The organism is Arthrobacter sp. CJ23 (assembly GCF_024741795.1).
Taxonomy (GTDB): domain Bacteria; phylum Actinomycetota; class Actinomycetes; order Actinomycetales; family Micrococcaceae; genus Arthrobacter.
In genome coordinates this window covers 4,610,912-4,628,024 of the sequence record NZ_CP102950.1, presented here as the reverse complement: position 1 = coordinate 4,628,024, position 17,113 = coordinate 4,610,912, and the positions used below count along the sequence as shown (strand labels likewise).

Below are 17,113 nucleotides of genomic sequence, written 5' to 3'. Positions count from 1 at the left end.
CAATGGGTTCCTAAATGCTTGCTTGCCTGCGTTGCTGGCAGCCGACGAGTCCACTGCAGGGCCTGGATTCCGGGACTAATCCACAGAGTTATACACAGCGCGTGGACAACGGGCTACTGAGACACTCTAGGGGATGGAATCGCCAGAAGATAGCTGGGAAGTTGCTTGTGGATAATTACACGGTTGTGGTTCTGAAACCGGGCCTGTGAGCCACTTCATCCACAGGCGCCGGCCTCTGCTTAGACACAGTTGTGGACAGCCGGCCCCGGGGCTCCCGGTTTGACTGGGAGGGCATTTTTGCCCTAACGTTGTGAAGTCCTTTGTGTCCGCTTTTGTGACCAGTTGTATCTCCTTGCGCCCAGCGTGCGGAGTGCCGCGTCAGCAGACATATACAAAACTCAGCGTCGGCCAGTTCTTCCCCTTTTGATCGGGTGGGCGCACCTTTGATCCACTGGAGTAACTAACGTGAGCAAGCGGACTTTTCAGCCGAATAACCGCCGTCGGGCAAAGAAGCATGGCTTCCGCCTTCGTATGCGCACCCGTGCCGGCCGCGCCATCCTGGCTGCCCGCCGTGGCAAGGGCCGCGTCGAACTGTCGGCGTAAATAACTGACTTGTCGAGCAGGGTCCTTATGCGGGTTCGACGGTGCTAGCCACCTCTAACCGTCTGCGGACGTCTACCGACTTTTCAACAACTGTACGTTCCGGCGTCCGCAATGGACGCCGGAACTTAGTGTTATATACGGCACCTATCGGTGCCGCGGAGCCGAGTCGAATCGGCTTCATTGTCTCCAAAGCCGTCGGGAACGCTGTGACCAGGAACCTCGTTAAGAGGAGACTGAGGGAAGCAGGTGCAATGTCATTGCACGAGCATGGAACCGGCCTTGCGGTCGTGGTCCGGGCTCTGCCTGCCGCTGCAACTGCAAGTTGGGAGCAGCTGCTCTCTGACTACAACGCCGCCCTGGCAGTGACGACGAAGCGTTTGCACGGATCCGTTCCGCGCAGCACTGCGCCGGACAACCACGGCACCACTACGGAAGGGACACCGCGTGCATGACGTAAGCACCGCCGTCGTTCCTTCCGTTGGCATGCCCAAAATCATCGGCGGCTTCCTCTGGGACCTTCCGCGCAACATCCTCATTCTTCTGCTGAAGACGTACCGCAAGGTCGTTTCGCCCCTGTACGGCCAGGTCTGCCGTTTCTTTCCCTCCTGCTCGGCCTACGCCCTTGAAGCAGTGACGGTGCACGGCGCCGTGAAGGGAAGCTGGCTCGCAGCCAAGAGGCTCGCCAAATGCCACCCTTGGAACTCCGGCGGCGTGGACCACGTCCCCGCCGGACACCGCCACTGGCCCGAGGGCAAGACCCCCACAATTGTTGTACTGAACAATCCGGACCTGTTCCTGGCTGCTCAGACTGATGAAGAAGGCCGCTCAGCGGCCTGACGAAATAGGGATATCGTATGGACTTCTTTGAAACAATCATGTTTCCGTTCAAGTGGCTGGTGTCAATCATCATGGTTGGCTTCCATGACGGTCTGAGCTTCATCGGTCTGCCTGCAGCCAACGGCTGGACCTGGACTCTGTCCATCATCGGGCTGGTGCTGGTGATCCGTGCCGCCCTGATCCCGGTGTTCGTCAAGCAGATCAAGGCCCAGCGCGGCATGCAGCTGCTGCAGCCTGACCTGAAGAAGCTTCAGGAGAAGTACAAGGGCAAGACCGACCAGCTGTCCCGCCAGGCCATGGCGCAGGAACAGATGGCGCTGTACAAGAAGCACGGCACCAACCCGTTCTCCGCGTGCCTGCCCATGCTGATCCAGATGCCGTTCTTCTTCGCCCTGTTCCAGGTGCTGTCCGGCGTCACCGCCGCGCGTGACAAGGGCATCGGCATCGGGGCGATGAGCCACGACCAGGTAGTCCAGTTCGACGAGTCGAGCATCTTCGGCGCCCCGCTCTCCGCAACCCTGCTTCACGGCACGCCCGAAGGCGGCAACGTAACCGCCGTCTGGATCCTCTCGATCGTCATGATCCTCGCCATGACTGCCTCGCAGTTCATCACGCAGAAGCAGATCATGGCCAAGAACATGTCCGAAGAGGCCATGGCCAGCCCCTTCATGCGCCAGCAGAAGATGATGCTCTACATCCTGCCGCTCGTGTTCGGCATCGGTGGCATCAACTTCCCCATCGGTGTCCTCATCTACTGGACCACCACCAACCTGTGGACCATGGGACAGCAGTTCTTCGTCATCCGGCGCATGCCGACCCCCGGCTCCCCCGCCGCCAAGGCACTGGCAGACCGCCGTGCCGCCAAGGGCCTGCCGGCCATTCCGCTTCTGGGCGCCAAGAAGGCCGACGACGAGGCCGCCACGGCCGTCGTGGCTGAAACCAAGGTTCAGCGCACCCAGCCCCAACGCAAGAACAGGAAGAAGAAGTAATGTCTGCTGAGAGCACCGAAGAAGTATCGGCCGAGGTCATCGAAGACCAAGAAGGCACCGAGGAAGAGACCACCGGAACCTCCAAGGGCGCCAGCCGCCTGGAAGAGGAAGGCGACATCGCCGCGGACTACCTCGAGGAACTGCTGGACATCGCCGACATCGACGGCGACATCGACATTGAGGTCCGCAACGGCCGCACCTACATCTCCATCGGCACCGACGAAGAGTCCGCTGCCCTGGACAGCTTGGTAGGACGCGACGGCGAAGTTCTGGAAGCCCTCCAGGAGCTGGCCCGCCTGTCCGTTCTCTCGGCCACCGAGAACCGCTCACGCCTGGTGCTGGACATCAACGGCTACCGCAAGGAACGCGCAGGTGTGCTGCAGCAGATCGCCGAGGACGCCGTCGCCAAGGTCAAGGAAAGCGGCGCCGCCGTTGCCCTCGAACCGATGAGCGCCTACGAGCGCAAGATCGTTCACGACGCCGTCGCCGACCTCGGATTCGTCTCCGAGTCCGAAGGCGAAGGCGCCGGCCGCCACATCGTGGTTTCGGCCGACTAACGGATCATGGTTGAAATCACCGCAGCTGAGCTGCAGGCAGCAGAAAAGATCTTTGGGGACCGCCTGGGCCTGGCCCAGCGGTATGTAGAACACCTGGCCACGTCCGGAACCGAGCGCGGGCTTATCGGCCCCCGCGAGGTTCCACGGCTGTGGAGCCGGCATGTGCTCAACTGCGCAGTCATCGAGTCGGCGATCGCCGAGGGCAGCCGCGTGGCCGACGTCGGATCCGGCGCCGGCCTGCCGGGCCTCTGCCTGGCGATTGCCCGCCCCGACCTGGAACTCACTCTCATCGAGCCGCTCGAGCGCCGGGTCATCTGGCTCCAGGAAGTGGTGGACGACCTCGGCCTGGACAACGTCACCATCATGCGCACCCGCGCTGAGCTGGCCGTCGGCATGGTCGAGGCGGATGTTGTCACGGCGCGGGCCGTGTCGGCCCTGACCAACCTGGCCGGGCTGACGATTCCGCTGCTCGGCGGCAAGGGCGAAGTTGTGGCCATCAAGGGCCGCAGCGCGGCAGAGGAAATCGAGAAGGCGGCCAAGACCATCCGCAAACTGGGCGGGGTGGAAACCTCGGTTGTGGTTTGTGGACAGGAGCTTTTGGAGGAACCCACCACAGTGGTGAGGATCATCGTCAACAAGCCCGGAAAGCGTGCCTAGATCCAGCTCGGTTTCCCGCGTGTCCGCGGGTAAGCGGTTAGGCTAGTGCACGGCAGCAAGAGCCGAATGAGAGTGAGAGTGTGACCAGTGGGCAGTAGTGAAACCTCCACGCAGCGGATCCCGCCGTTTATGTCTTTGGGGTCCGCGCGGGCAATGGCGGTGCCCTCGGCGTCCCTGCAGTCTGCCATCCTGCGCCCGAATTCGGTTGCAAACCTGGCTGTTTCACGTGAAACCTTGATTCCCGACGACGTCATGGACTCGATCGACGACTCCAGCCCCATCGCTCGGCAGCTCGCCAACGAGACCCGCCGCCGCGAACGGCTGGTGGGCCGGGAGCTCCCCAAGCCCGAGCGGACCCGCATCTTCACGGTCTCGAACCAGAAGGGCGGCGTCGGCAAGACGACCACCACGGTGAACATCGCTGCGGCCCTGGCATCCGCCGGCCTCAATGTGATGGTCATCGACATCGACCCTCAAGGCAACGCGTCCACGGCTCTGGGCATCGAGCACCACGCCGACGTCGACAGCATCTACGACGTCCTCATCAACGACCTGCCGCTGAAGGACGTTGTAGCGCCGTGCCCGGATATCCCGAACCTCATCTGCGCCCCTGCGACAATCCATCTGGCCGGTGCCGAGATTGAGCTGGTCTCCCTGGTCGCCCGTGAGCAGCGCCTCCGCCGTGCAATTGACGTCTACGCCAAGGAACGCGAGAAGGCCGGCGAGGCCCGCCTCGACTTCATCTTCATCGACTGCCCTCCCAGCCTTGGCCTGTTGACGGTCAACGCCTTCTGCGCAGCCAGCGAAGTGCTGATCCCCATCCAGTGCGAGTACTACGCCCTGGAGGGCCTCAGCCAGCTGCTGAAGAACATCGAGATGATCCAGAAGCACCTGAACGCCGATCTGGTGGTCTCCACGATTCTTCTGACAATGTACGACGGCCGCACCAACCTGGCTGCCCAGGTGGCCTCGGAAGTGCGTCTCCATTTCCCCGAGCAGGTCCTGGGCGCTGTTGTACCCCGCTCCGTGCGGATCTCCGAAGCCCCCAGTTACCAGCAGACAGTCATGACCTACGACCCGTCGTCCAGTGGGGCCCTGTCCTACATGGAAGCCGCCGCGGAAATCGCTGAACGCTAGAATCTTTGAAACACTGCAACAGCCTTGGCCGGTCCGTGCCCGGCTATTCCATCGGAGGGATGTATCAATGAGCGAAAAGCGACGAGGCCTGGGCAGGGGTCTTGGGGCTCTCATTCCGAGTTCCCCCGCGACCGGAGCAGTTGGCGCCAGCGCAGTGTCCAGCCGCCCAGTGGACCTGTTCTTCCCGGAAGCCCGCAAGACTCCGGCAGCACCTGCTGAATCTGTTGAGGTTGAGTCCCCAGCCGTAGTGGAGCCTGCTGTTGCGGAATCGGGAAACGGCAAGACCCCTGCGAAAGCGCCTGCGAAGACCGTGGCAGGCAAGAGCGCTGCGGCGAAGGCCCCGGCAAGGGCTGGTGCTGTGAAGGTGCCGGCCGCGAAGGCGGCTGCCGCTGGCTCCGCTGCCGGCAAGGTTGACGTAGAGGCGCCGGAAGCTGTTTCGGTACCCCAGGTTGAGCTGGTTGAAGTACCTGGCGCCCGGTTCGCTGAAATCGCGGTCACCGACATCCACCCGAACCGCAAGCAGCCCCGTAGCGTCTTCGATGAAGACGACATGGCTGAGCTTGTGCACTCGGTCAAGGAAATCGGCGTCCTCCAGCCAATTGTGGTGCGTACTTCAACCGAAAAGGGTGGAGAACCATATGAATTGGTCATGGGTGAACGCCGGTGGCGTGCAGTTCAGGCCGCTGGGCTCGACACCATCCCGGCAATTGTCCGTGACACCACGGATGACGACCTCCTGCGCGACGCCCTCCTTGAGAACCTTCACCGCAGCCAGCTGAACCCCTTGGAAGAAGCTGCCGCGTACCAGCAGCTTCTGGAGGACTTCGGCACCACGCACGAGCAGCTGGCCGACAGGATCGGCCGCTCCCGGCCCCAGGTCACCAACACGCTTCGCCTGCTGAAGCTCCCCCCGCTGGTTCAGCGCCGGGTTGCCGCGAACGTGCTGTCCGCGGGGCATGCGCGTGCCCTGCTGGCATTGCCAGACGCTGCGGCCATGGAGCGGCTTGCCCAGAAGATCGTTGCTGAAGGCATGTCCGTCAGGGCCACCGAGGAAGCCGTCACTCTTTACCAGGATCCTGTGGCTCCGGCCAAGAACAGCATCCCGCGCCCCAACGCCCGCCACGAACGCCTGGACTACCTGGCCTCGTCCCTGTCCGACCGTCTGGACACCAGTGTGAAGATCACGCTCGGTGCCCGGAAGGGGCGGGTCAGCATCGAATTCGCCAGCGTTGAGGATCTCAACCGGATCATGGATGTTCTGAGTCCCGGGGCCGAGGGCTAACGATCGATTTTCCACTGGATGGGGTTTGCTTCCTTGAGGCAGGCCCCATCTTTTTGTTTGGGTGATCCCGTCTGGGTGGTCCCGTGTTGGCCGCTCCTGTGTTGACGCTTGCTGCTTTTGCCGCTTGCTGATTGGGCAGGACTGGCGATTCCTTCATATCGGGCCTTGGCCGTGCACGCTGCGCTAGTGGCTTGGCTCTTCTATTTGCGGGCACATCCGTCTCCCACGAGGCGGATGTTTCACGTGAAACGGCACCTTGTCCCGGCGCAGAAGGATTGCGTTGGTCCGGAAGTTGCGTGGACTCTGCAAGATCACATGCGGTTGGCACCTTGCCTGGACGTGGCGGCCTCGCCAGTTTTTGGCAGCAGAAGCCCTTTTGCCAGGCCGGGGATCAGCGGCACTGCGCCTACCTCGCTGCGCAGTTGCGACCACTCCTCCGTCCGGAGAGTACTTCCCCCTTTCCCCTGGCTCTGGCATCCCGTGAGTATGCGTGGAGCCAGAGCAAGCAAGGATGGGCGGACGGAATCGGCAGTGGATGGATTCCTGATAGGGCTGCCGAGGGATGATTGCCGTGTGCCGCAGGGCCCAGTTACAAGCCGCCTATGGCACGTCCAGATTCAGAATCCGACCGCGGCCGCACTACGGATGCCCTTGTTTCACGTGGAACATGGTCCTTCTCCCGTACTCATGGTCGTTGGAGTCCTCGGGTTCCCCGGGACTTGAATTCCTGGGTAGGCCGAAGCTGCCCCAAAGAGAGCCTCCTGGGCCGAACGTTGTTCCCAGTGCAGGCCAATGGTCGCGCACATGCTCTCCTTGTTTGGTGTTCGGTAGCACCTGTCCGGAGTCCGGGGCTCCTCTGCGCCCGTAGGGGGCCCTGCACCTGGGACGAAGCCGCCCCTTTGACTCACTGGCCATGGGGCTCCGGGAATTTGTTGCTCCTGCGCGTGTTCGTCAGCGCTGCTGGATCCATGCGACAGGGAAGGTCACGGCGGGCAGTGTTGATATCCGCATGGCACACCTCAAAGAGCGCACATCCCACTGTGAGTTTCGGTCCACGTCGACACTGAGCTTCCGTGGGTTTCCGTGCCGTCCAGCGCTGCGTCTTGGCATGTCGATTCACCGGCAGCCGTGTTTCACGTGAAACATAGCACTGAGCTAGGCAGTGTGCCCCAAGGGCCGTTCCTCTGGCACGGCCAGTACAGTCCGGACCCGATACAGGCGTGCCGCTGGCACCAGTACGGCCCTGACACTGTCACCGCCGTGGCGCGGGTATGGGGCAGGCAAGAGAATTGGCATACGCCTTGGTGGCCTCCCGAGGAGATTCCTCGGACGCTCCGGCCTGGTGCAAGCAAGCTGGATCCCCTGCCTTCCAGCGGGCCACTGCGCGTTCTGTTTCACGTGAAACAGGCATGAGCTATTCCGCATGCCTTCTCCGTCCCTATCCACGGATGCCATGTCCAGCCCTCGCCGCCCCAAGGATGGAAGGCCACGGAGGGAACGCATGAACCATCCCACTACGTTGGAGGGCTGAACGTTTCATTGGGGCCGACGGAACCATCGGCGTCCGTCGTGTGCGCTCTGCTGGACGGGAGGTATCCGCCGCGGGGTTCGCGCAGGCCCCTCGGACCATACAACTGTGCTGTCCCCAGGCCCCCTGAGGCCCTGGCTTCTGGCGAGTAAACTCATGGCTTGACCAACTCGATACCTCTGACTCCAATGCTTGAAGTGTTGAAGCTTCCGATAATGGCTGAGTCTCACCCGTGGAAGAGCTCCTGAAGGAGAGTTCCGGAGGCTGCGTCCTACTCGGTCCCCCCTGACGTGTCGACCCCTGGCCGGCGCCGGAGCTGCTGGCGTCCACAGAGCAGTCACCGTCGACAGTCACCCGCTGCCGATAGGGCGCTCGATCCTTGTGCCAGCCCCGCTCGATCAGGCGCCTGGATGGCAGCCGGAGGCTCCGTCGGAGCATCTAGCTTCGGTGCCTCTAGGTGAGCTGGCACCCCACTTGGCCGCAAGGAGAATCCGTTTGGAACGGATCGCGCCACAGCGGCGTTCTGGGTCCCATGCCCGTGCCCTCACCCGGGCAGTCCACCGACGACAGTTTGCGGCTCCGAGCTATCAGCCGTAGTGCGAGCCCTTGGAGTTAGGAGGGCTTTGACTAGGGCAGCCGTGTCGGCAGCGGTGGCAGTGACATCGTCCATTGCTGGGTTCTGCCATCACCACTGTCGGGACATTAGGCACGTCCTGCGCTGTCGCCAAGAGCGTGGCCATCGAATCCCAGGGCTGGTTTGAGTTGGGCCGGGTCGGCAGATTCACTCGTCGGGTCGGATTCGGATGAGCGCGGTCCGAATCTTGGCTCCACGCTGGCTAGGTCAGTCGGCGGTGCGGCAATGTTTCACGTGAAACGGATGGGAGTAATGAAGACCCAAAGCGCACTGCTCATCTTCTTTGCGCCTCCTGGTATCGACCGGGACCTGTGGGTAACGCAGAATACGGCAGTGGATATGCCTGTGGATAACTTTGGGGAAAACTCTATGGAGAAGTGGGGTGACTAACGCCCCCCGTTGCATCAGGTTCGCCGCCGCCCCCTGGTGGGTCTCTGGTGGTCATAGGAGTGTTTCACGTGAAACGAAGACAGCCGCCCCGCTGACTCGGAGATTCTGGTGTCGCTTGACATGGAACCCTAGCTATTTCAGGGGATTCCTATGCGTACTCAGATCAACCGTCGTAGTCCCGCTGCCATCGAACGCTTGGCGTCGAGTGGGGCTTCGGCGATCTAAGCTGCGAACCAGGGTCCCTGGCCCGATCTTGGTCCCGGTGGATAGTCCTGTGGATAACATTGTGAATATCTCAAGTGGGTCCTGTGCATTACTAAGCCAATTTGAGAGAGCATGCTGGACGTACAGCTGGCGATGCATCGTCCTTGCTGTGAATCCGGGATCGACTCACTGGGTGGCATCAACCGTAGGCCCGGTTCAGCATCACGTGAACTAGGTCCATCTGAAGCACTGTCGGCGTGTCCGGTCTCCATGGAAGGGTGTAGCCGCCCATGTCGGCTGCCGGCACTAGCTGCAGTTCCGTCGTGAGTAGATCCGGACGTGGACCTGCAAGTGTTCGTGCTCGCGTTTGGGAGAGCATGGGAGGACTGGGCGGATACTCAACGCGAGAGCGAGAGCGAGTCCTGTACGGTGCAAGGACAATGGCAAGGGGCCATGTCCGTGTGTTTGTCCAGGGTTGATCCCTTCCGGGGGGGGGGGGGACGGAGCCTTGCCCGTCGAAGTTGAGACCAGCAATCGCCTCCCCGGATCCGGGAGGTACCCCAAAATGTTCGGGCCTTGGCTGCTGGCCGGAACGATTGGTATGTGCACAGCAAGTCCAGGAATGCCTCTGTTGATTTGAGGCCATCGTCCACGGCTGGCAAGGAGTGTGACTGCATGGCCCGGTCCCGTCCCCGTCCCGGCCTCCAGTCGTCCTAGGCTGGCATGGCTGCGAGGGTAGAGGGCAAGGAATTCGAAAGTTCGAAGGAGCAGCACCAAGGAAACGCAGTGTCAGCTACTTGGCTGTCGAAGGGCATCGGAGTACATCAGTTGTTGCCTGCGATCGGATCAAGCGGTGTGGAGGACCGAACACTCACGCCACATTCCAGACCCTGTCGAGGGAGGCGGTACGGGTCGCCTGTGCTCACCAGTCAGCGCCACCAGATGGATCCAGCCGACTCGGTAGCCTTTCACAAGGCACCTCCGTGGTGGCCAGGGGCTGGCGCCGTTGCACGCTTCTCTGTGCCCACGCTGACTGGGTTGGTCTCAAATCAGCAGCGCGTCCGGAGATCCAGGAGAGCGCGTGGCTTGGGCCTGCCGGTGCCGGGGTCAACGTGTCCCTGACGCCCAGGCGCCGGCGCCTGGCTGTCTGGCGCCTGTGTGCCAGCGTCCAGAAAATACACGTGGCCAACTCCGCCGGAGTGGCCGGATCGGACTCGGTTGTGCGGGCAAGCCGGGACCGAGAAGCGGTCGGTAGAGGCCGCTAGCGGAAGCAAGCGCCCTGGACTGGACGTAGAAGCTGGACCTGCCTGTTTCACGTGAAACATATGGGGCGTGGATGGGATTGACGACGTGGACGACGGAGTTGGGTGAGGTGACGTGGACGACGGACTTGGGTGAGGCGAGGCTGTCGGCGTGGGGCGTGGGGCGTGAGTCGTGGGCCATGAGTGGGACAGTGTGGCTGTGGAGATCGGTGCGTATTTGGAGGGGCAACCAGACTCCGGCCGTGGGTGAACATATCTTCATTGGGCGGGATGTTCACACGGTCAACGTCGTTTGCCGTGCACTGAACCCGGACGCCGGTGAAGTCAGCACCCATGCGATGTCCTCCGACCCGGCCGTGGTGCTGGAGGGGATCCACCGGTTCACCCCGCCCGACAAGGAATCTACGAAGCCGGCGCCACCGGAATGGTTCTCGCCCGGTGCCTGCAGGCACCCGGCATCAACTACGTGGTTGCGGCCTCCTCGAAAACTCCCGCGGGCCCGAGGACCGGATCAGGACCGACAAGCGGGACGCCCGGGTGCTGTCCGAGATGCCCGCGGTCGGCTCTTTCACAGAGGTGCGAATCCCGGACTCGCACGAAGAAGCCCCGTGGGATCTGTCCCGGCTGCTCTCCGGCACGGCCAAGGGCCTCGCGCACGCCCGCCAGCAGGTGAATGCCATCCTGCAGCGCCACGGCATCCGCTATCCCAAGGAGACCAGGTGGACGACGGAACATGGCTTGTGGCTGCACTGCCAACGCTTGAGGAACCGGCGCTGCAGTTCATCTACGAGGCCGAGGTGAAGCGGGCCGAAGTCCTAGCCGGCACCTGGCACGGATCGACAAGCAGGTTGCCGCCACGTCCGCGGAGTGCCGCTACGGCCCGGTGATTGACGCCTTGATGTGCCTACGCGCGGCATCCAAATCACAACCGCGCGTGCGGGCTGGCCGTGGAGATCGGGGACCGGACGCGTTTCACGGCTTCACCATCGGTTCCTTACCTCGGCCTGGTGCCCAGCGACATCTCCTCCGGCCAGTCCCGGCACCAGGCCCGATCACGAAAGCCGCGAACAGCCATGCCCGCAAACTCCTGGTCAAAGCCGCCCCGCAGCACCAACGCCCATACTCCCGCCCGGGGGAACGGCTGTTGCGCCAGTTCGACCTTGTCGCCCGGCAACCCGTACCCGTGACCTGGAAGGCACGCACCGGATCCACTACAGATGGGAACAGTTCGATGCCCGCAGGAAGAGGTCCGTCACGGCGAACACCGTGATCGTCCTTGAGCTCGCCGGCTGGTGCTGGTCACTGGCCACCCCGCTTCGGCAAGGACAACGCATGAACGCGGCCTGACACGAACGCGCCCCCGTGTGTTGCGGACAGTGTGATGGCAGCACATGGAGCCAACTCGAGATTCGGCTGGGAACAGACGGGCCAGACCGACCGCACTCGGCCTTTGGACGCAGACACGCTCCAGCCGAACGCATCGTCATGCGGCAACCAACCCGCGATCATCAGCCAGACACTGCAGTCCAGACGAGTCCAGCCAACACCCCCACCACCACCGGCCGGCACGCGATGAACGGCCCCGGAACCAAAAGCCGGGAGCCGCTCACCAATGCCTCTTGGCAAAGAGAAGTAGGTATCAGCGCCAGGGGCAGTGGCTACTCTCTGGAGATGTTTCACGTGAAACGGGCCAAAAGGGCAGACAGGCGTCACAGCGCCTGACCGCGCTTCGCCTGCCGCGGGTTCAACAGGTGACGTTCACGGGTGAGTGAATGTTTCACGTGAAACGGATACCACGCTGTGCTCACGTTTCACGTGAAACACCCAAACGCGCAGCCTGACCGCCTGGAGGAGAACTGAGGCCTAGACGCAGTCGGCGCGGCCCGGTCCGGCGGTTGCTGGTGACACCCCGACTGATGTGCGGCATGTGGCGACTGCAGCCGTTCACCAGGGCCGGACTAGAGTTCCCGCGTCCTGATGGACGACGTAAAGGGGTTGGAACGCCAGCCGACGTCCCAGTGTGCCGTGGCATTGTTCAATCCTGCCGCTACCTCTGCCTTGGCGTTCACCCGAGGAGCCGGCGGTAGTTGCGTCAGCATGGGCGGGAGTGGTTGCTGTTCGGGAGGCTCCGTACATCATTGAATCGGCTGCCCCGAACTGCTCGGAATGCCATCGGCGGGAGTACCCTCCGGCACCTATCCCTATGCCGCGGCGGCCACCAGCCCGGAACGAATCGAGTGTACGGACCCTGGATTCGTGGACAGCTCTGCCCGGTGACAGTCCGAGCCAGCGGCTGATCCTCCGCTGTCGGACGGTCCTGCAGGCAAGCTGCCGTGGTATTTGCAGGGAGCCGTGCCTTCCTTTGGAGTCACCTGAGTCGCCTTCCCCGCTTCTTCCTGCGCAGCGCTTCAACCGGCAATGAGCTGCGGCGACGAATTGAGCCGAGGAATCGAAACGGTTCGGCGCCCGTCGGCGGCTGTGGACCGTGGTCAGAAGGTGGAGCTGGGATGCCTAGGCGTAGTGTCATCCTCTCCCTACGATGGTGATGTTTCACGTGGAACAAGACAGCAAGCCGCACTCGAATGCAGAGACGCCTCGGACGCGTTGGTTAGCCGTGGCAGCCTGCCAGGAAGCATTATCCTTCGGAGTCACGTTAGGGAGCGAAGGTCGATACAGGCGGACCAGTCGTGCTTGGATTCAGAATGGACACGTGGAATGTTTGGACGTTCCATGCGCGGCCCGCAACTTGGCATACGCCGCGGCACTGGCCGATGAAGTCACGGTCAAGCAGACGAGCTCCCCCGCACAGGTGATGACGGCTCACTGCCGAAGCACCGCAGGCGGCACGCACCGCGCGGAAACCGTGGGCCAAGGCCTGGAGCAGGGTCCAGCCCAAGGGCCTGCAATCCACGCGGCAGAGTGAAGGCCTTCCATGGGTGCCGGTGGATGCGGAAGGTCTCTCGGAGTAGGCCTTCACCAGCTTGCAGCAGTCATCCCTCCCCCCGGGCCTTGCTCTTACGTCCGATGCTGACACGCTCACGTAGGAATTCTGACCGCCTCGCCTGGTCAGCCTCAGCCCGACGGAATCATGCCATCCGAGAATGTGGCCACAACCGGAGGGCAATGATCCAGGGCAACACATCCCTCAAGACCTTATGGTCAGTACGTCTCACGAATCCCGCATTGAAGATGAATGCGTGGCCGGGTGCGGGTTCCTCCAGCCCATCGACGAAATGCCCCAGCCCACCGTCGAAATGCCCCAGTCCGCGATGCGGTCGTCAGCACGGTCATCAAACGCCACGCGCGCCGGTGGAGTTCTGATGCATGCAAGGCCGGCAACCATGCCGGGACAAAGGAAACGAAAATGACCTACCAGAAAGGCCGCCGGAGCTGAGCAAGGATGTGTGCACGAAGCACCGAAACGTGAAGTGTCCATGAAGTCGTGAGAGATCACGGAGGCCTGTCCCTCGCCAGGCAGCTGATGATCCAGACCCCACGGGAACTGATTCACGTGAAACATGAAAATGCCGTGGAGAGGCACCAACCGCCCCGGACGCTGCAAACTTCGCCCTACCCCCGGACGCTGCAAACTTCGCCCTACCCCAGGTAGGCAAAAGTAGCAGGGCAACAGAGAAACGGTTCCTGGAAACCAGACGCAACTACAAAACCCAAAAGGGTTCAATATCCATGAATGGTCCAAAAACCAAGAAAGCCGGTGGTCTGCACACTCCCAAAGGAGCGGCAACCACCGGCTTTCCGAGCGGCACCCGCGAAACGGCTACCGAAAAACGCGTACTGAGAGGAACTAGGACAGAACGTCCGCGAATTCCTTCTCGAAGAACTGCTTCGGCTTGGCACCGATGACGGTGTTCTTCACTTCTCCCCCGTTGAACAGGTAAACGGCCGGGATGGAGGTGATGCCGTACTCGGCGGCAATGGCGGGGTTGTCATCAACGTTGACCTTGACGACGTTCACCTTGTCACCGTACTCGACGGAGATCTCGTCCAGAATCGGACCCAGCTTGCGGCACGGGCCGCACCATTCGGCCCAGAAATCCACGATGACCGGCTTGTCAGCGGCCAGAACGTCGGTGCTGAAGCTTGCGTCGGTAACGTCTTTGGCGTTGCTCATGTTTGACTTTCCCTTCTAGTGAATTGCTTGTGCCGCTTATGCGTGCAGGTCTGCGAGGTAGTGCTCCACGTCCAGCGCCGCAACACAACCGGAACCGGAAGCCGTGATGGCCTGGCGGTACGTGGGGTCGACAACGTCACCGGCGGCAAAGACGCCCTTGATGGTGGTGCGCGAGCTGCGACCCTCGACGGCGATGGTGCCTTCCGGGGTCAGGTCCAGCTTGCCCTTCACGAGCTCCGTGCGGGGATCGTTGCCGATAGCAACGAAGACGCCGGTGACGGGGAGTTCAGACTCGGTGCCGTCAACCAGGTTCTTGAGCTTGAGGCCGGTTACCTTGTCGCCGCCAAGAACATCCTCAACACCGGTGTTCCAGATGAAGTTGATCTTCTCGTGTGCCTGGGCGCGGTCGCCCATGATCTTGGAAGCCTTGAGAGCATCGCGACGGTGGATGACCGTGACGGACTTGGCGAACTTGGTGAGGAAGAGTGCCTCTTCCATGGCGGAGTCGCCGCCACCGATGACCGCGATGTCCTGGTCCTTGAAGAAGAAACCGTCGCAGGTTGCACACCAGCTAACGCCGTGGCCGGAAAGGCGCTTTTCGTTCTCAAGGCCGAGCTCGCGGTAGGCGGAGCCTGTGGAGAGGATGATGGCGCGGGCCTGGAACTTCTCCCCCGTGGCGATGGTGACAGTCTTGATGTCGCCGTCGAGGTCCAGCTCGGTAACGTCCTCGAACTGGATCTCCGTGCCGAAGCGGACTGCCTGCTTCTCGAAGTTTTCCATGAGGTCCGGGCCCAGAATGCCGTCCGGGAAGCCAGGGTAGTTCTCGACGTCCGTGGTGTTCATCAGTTCGCCACCGGCGGTGACAGAACCAGCAATAAGCAGGGGGTTCATGTTAGCTCGGGCGGTGTACACGGCGGCGGTGTAGCCGGCCGGGCCAGAACCTACAATGATGACGTCCCGCACCTGCGATGCGCTGTTTTCTGCAATGCTCACTTGGCGGTGAACCTCTTCCTTGGTCGATGCTGCTGCCTTTGGGGCAGCCACCTGACTCAACCGGGTGACGGCCCCAAATATTCCGGCGGTTTTTGGGGACCCGAAAAACACACCACCATTCAGGATACCGTCTGGCGGCTCAGGCCAAGGAAGAGCGGACGCCGGGTTACTTCGGCCCTGGTGGGCCGCGACGGGGGCCGCTGCGTGGGACTTACTGGACCTTGACCTCGGCCAGGCGAAGTCCATAGCCGAACCTGGTCTTCGGCGCTGCCAGCTTCGGCAGGGCCTTGATGACCACGATGACGTACTGCGCATTGACCGGCGCGCTGAGCGGCATGGTTAGTTCCGGGGAGGTGAAACTGTTGGTGCCGACCAGCTTGGCGCCATCCATTGCGGGGCGGTCGTTCGTGTAGACGCTGATGTTGCCGCCGGAGCCGCCGAGCTGGCTCAGGGTGATCGACTTGACCTCTGCGGGTGCCTTCAGTTTGACCACCAGCGGCAGGTCCGCGGCCAGTCCGCCCCAGTCCTCCGTAGCGAATTCCATGTCCGACCAGTAGCTTGCGGCGTTGCCGTCGAAGGCCCGGCCAAGGTCCTTGTCGAAGGTGGCGGCGAAGTCAAAGGTACCCAGGCGGGTGATGCCCTCGATGGCCGGCGGCTGGGCGGGCGGAGCGACGGTTTCCGTGGACGTCGGTGTTCCGGAGCCGGCGCCGGTCTGGGCGCCGGTGGACTGGCTGGTTGCTGCCGGGCCACCGCCGGGCAGGAGGCTGCCCAGGTTGGTCACTGCCAGGATGAGGCCGACCACCAGCACAGCAGCGAGCAGGCCGCCTACCAGCCAGCGCATGGAGCGGGGCTCACGCTGGGGTTCGTCGTCGTAGTAGTCCTCGTTGACGTCCCCGGACCCGGCAGCGGCCTGCGCCGGAAAGCTCGAGGCCGTGCGGACGTTGCCGGCAGCGGCTGCACCTGCACCTGCTGCCCCAGCGCCAGCGCCAGCGCCAGCGCCAGCGCGGGGCGCGGAGTCATTGCCGATGAAGCCGTAGTCCTCCTCGGACCACAGCGAAACCTTTGCCTCGGGCGAGGCGGAGGCTGGGGGCGAGGCGGGCACAGCCGGAGCAACAGGCGCAGCGGCCGGAACGGCCTGCGTTGCCGGCGGTGCCTGGGGCTCCTGGGGCGCCGCCGCCTGCGCTGCGGCCGGCGGGGCGGCCTGCGCGGGAGCCCACGTTCCGGCGTCGGGGGCGGTTTCCTTAGCGGCGGAATTCTTCACCGCGGCGGCGGCAGCGGCTGCCGCGGCGCCCGCTCCAGCGGCCGCAGCAGCCAGACGTGCACCAATGCCGCCGGCCTGGGCGGAGGAAGGCCTGCCTTCGGGCATCGGCGGGACAGCGGGCCGGCCGCCAGGCGCCTGGGCAGCAGGATACGCGTAGCCGTCCTCGTCGTACTGGATGTACTCGGCGTCGTGCTCATCGTCCTCGTAGAGGCCGTCGTAGGTTTCGGGCTCGTACGTGCGGGGCCGGCCGAAGATCTCGCTGCCGAGGGTTTCCGTGAAGAACGGCTCCACGTACGGCGCGTTGGTGGCGACCACCAGGTCCAGCAGGTCCGGTGCGGTGCTGTGGTTGGTGATGAGGTAGGTGGTGTTGTCGCTGACGCCCAGGTCGAGGATCTGGACGTGGCCCGGACGCTCTCCGGTGGCGACTTCGCGGGCGCTCTGGGCGACCTGTTCGCCGTTTCCGGGGCCGGCAACCAGGATGCTGACGGGCCGGTTGAGGACCTGGTCCACGCCGTCCAGCACCAGATCTTGGTCATGCGAGGTCAATACGGTGGCCGTGACCTTGTAGCGGCCGCCAAGCACTGATCCGACGTCGATCGGGTGGGACACGGGTTCCTCCTAGGCTGTCCGGGAGCTGCGGGTGGTGC

General features: G+C 63.0%; 12 protein-coding genes. 9 read left to right on the top strand and 3 right to left on the bottom strand.

Annotation, left to right across the window (positions count from 1 at the left end):
* Positions 1-465: 465 nt before the first annotated feature.
* The 9 genes from rpmH to NVV90_RS21120 all read left to right on the top strand — a co-directional run bounded on the left by rpmH (position 466) and on the right by NVV90_RS21120 (position 11,267).
* Positions 466-603 (top strand): 50S ribosomal protein L34, encoded by a 138-nt coding sequence (gene rpmH, locus NVV90_RS20945; protein ID WP_011776797.1) that lies wholly within the window; start codon positions 466-468, stop codon positions 601-603.
* A gap of 41 nt (positions 604-644) precedes the next feature.
* Positions 645-1,055, top strand: a complete 411-nt coding sequence (rnpA, locus tag NVV90_RS20940) for a ribonuclease P protein component (protein WP_258439158.1) — start codon at positions 645-647, stop codon at positions 1,053-1,055.
* A 31-nt stretch (positions 1,056-1,086) separates the two neighbouring features.
* Positions 1,087-1,440, top strand: a complete 354-nt coding sequence (gene yidD / locus NVV90_RS20935) for a membrane protein insertion efficiency factor YidD (protein ID WP_258441251.1) — start codon at positions 1,087-1,089, stop codon at positions 1,438-1,440.
* Between the two features lie 17 nt (positions 1,441-1,457).
* Positions 1,458-2,429: a membrane protein insertase YidC gene (gene yidC / locus NVV90_RS20930; protein WP_258439157.1), complete on the top strand. Its 972-nt coding sequence runs from the start codon at positions 1,458-1,460 to the stop codon at positions 2,427-2,429.
* Entirely contained in the window at positions 2,429-2,986 is a 558-nt protein-coding gene (locus NVV90_RS20925) for a R3H domain-containing nucleic acid-binding protein (protein WP_258439156.1), read from the top strand. Before yidC ends, NVV90_RS20925 begins: the two co-directional genes overlap by 1 nt.
* A 6-nt stretch (positions 2,987-2,992) precedes the next feature.
* Positions 2,993-3,643 carry a 16S rRNA (guanine(527)-N(7))-methyltransferase RsmG gene (rsmG, locus tag NVV90_RS20920; RefSeq protein WP_258439155.1) on the top strand — a complete coding sequence of 217 codons (651 nt, stop codon included), beginning with the start codon at positions 2,993-2,995 and terminating at the stop codon, positions 3,641-3,643.
* Between the two features lie 87 nt (positions 3,644-3,730).
* Complete coding sequence (locus NVV90_RS20915; RefSeq protein ID WP_258439154.1) at positions 3,731-4,780, top strand: ParA family protein; 1,050 nt, start codon at positions 3,731-3,733, stop codon at positions 4,778-4,780.
* 67 nt (positions 4,781-4,847) lie between these two features.
* Positions 4,848-6,062, top strand: coding sequence for a ParB/RepB/Spo0J family partition protein (locus tag NVV90_RS20910; RefSeq protein WP_258439153.1), 1,215 nt, complete (start codon positions 4,848-4,850; stop codon positions 6,060-6,062).
* A 4,965-nt stretch (positions 6,063-11,027) separates the two neighbouring features.
* Positions 11,028-11,267, top strand: a complete 240-nt coding sequence (locus NVV90_RS21120) for a hypothetical protein (RefSeq protein WP_396125329.1) — start codon at positions 11,028-11,030, stop codon at positions 11,265-11,267.
* Between the two features lie 2,618 nt (positions 11,268-13,885).
* Here NVV90_RS21120 and trxA read toward each other — a convergent pair.
* The 3 genes from trxA to NVV90_RS20895 all read right to left on the bottom strand — a co-directional run bounded on the left by trxA (position 13,886) and on the right by NVV90_RS20895 (position 17,075).
* Positions 13,886-14,212 (bottom strand): thioredoxin, encoded by a 327-nt coding sequence (trxA, locus tag NVV90_RS20905; RefSeq protein WP_207616073.1) that lies wholly within the window; start codon positions 14,210-14,212, stop codon positions 13,886-13,888.
* A gap of 36 nt (positions 14,213-14,248) precedes the next feature.
* Positions 14,249-15,205, bottom strand: a complete 957-nt coding sequence (trxB, locus tag NVV90_RS20900; protein ID WP_258439152.1) for a thioredoxin-disulfide reductase — start codon at positions 15,203-15,205, stop codon at positions 14,249-14,251.
* A 211-nt stretch (positions 15,206-15,416) separates the two neighbouring features.
* Entirely contained in the window at positions 15,417-17,075 is a 1,659-nt protein-coding gene (locus NVV90_RS20895; RefSeq protein WP_258439151.1) for an ABC transporter substrate-binding protein, read from the bottom strand.
* Positions 17,076-17,113: the final 38 nt, after the last annotated feature.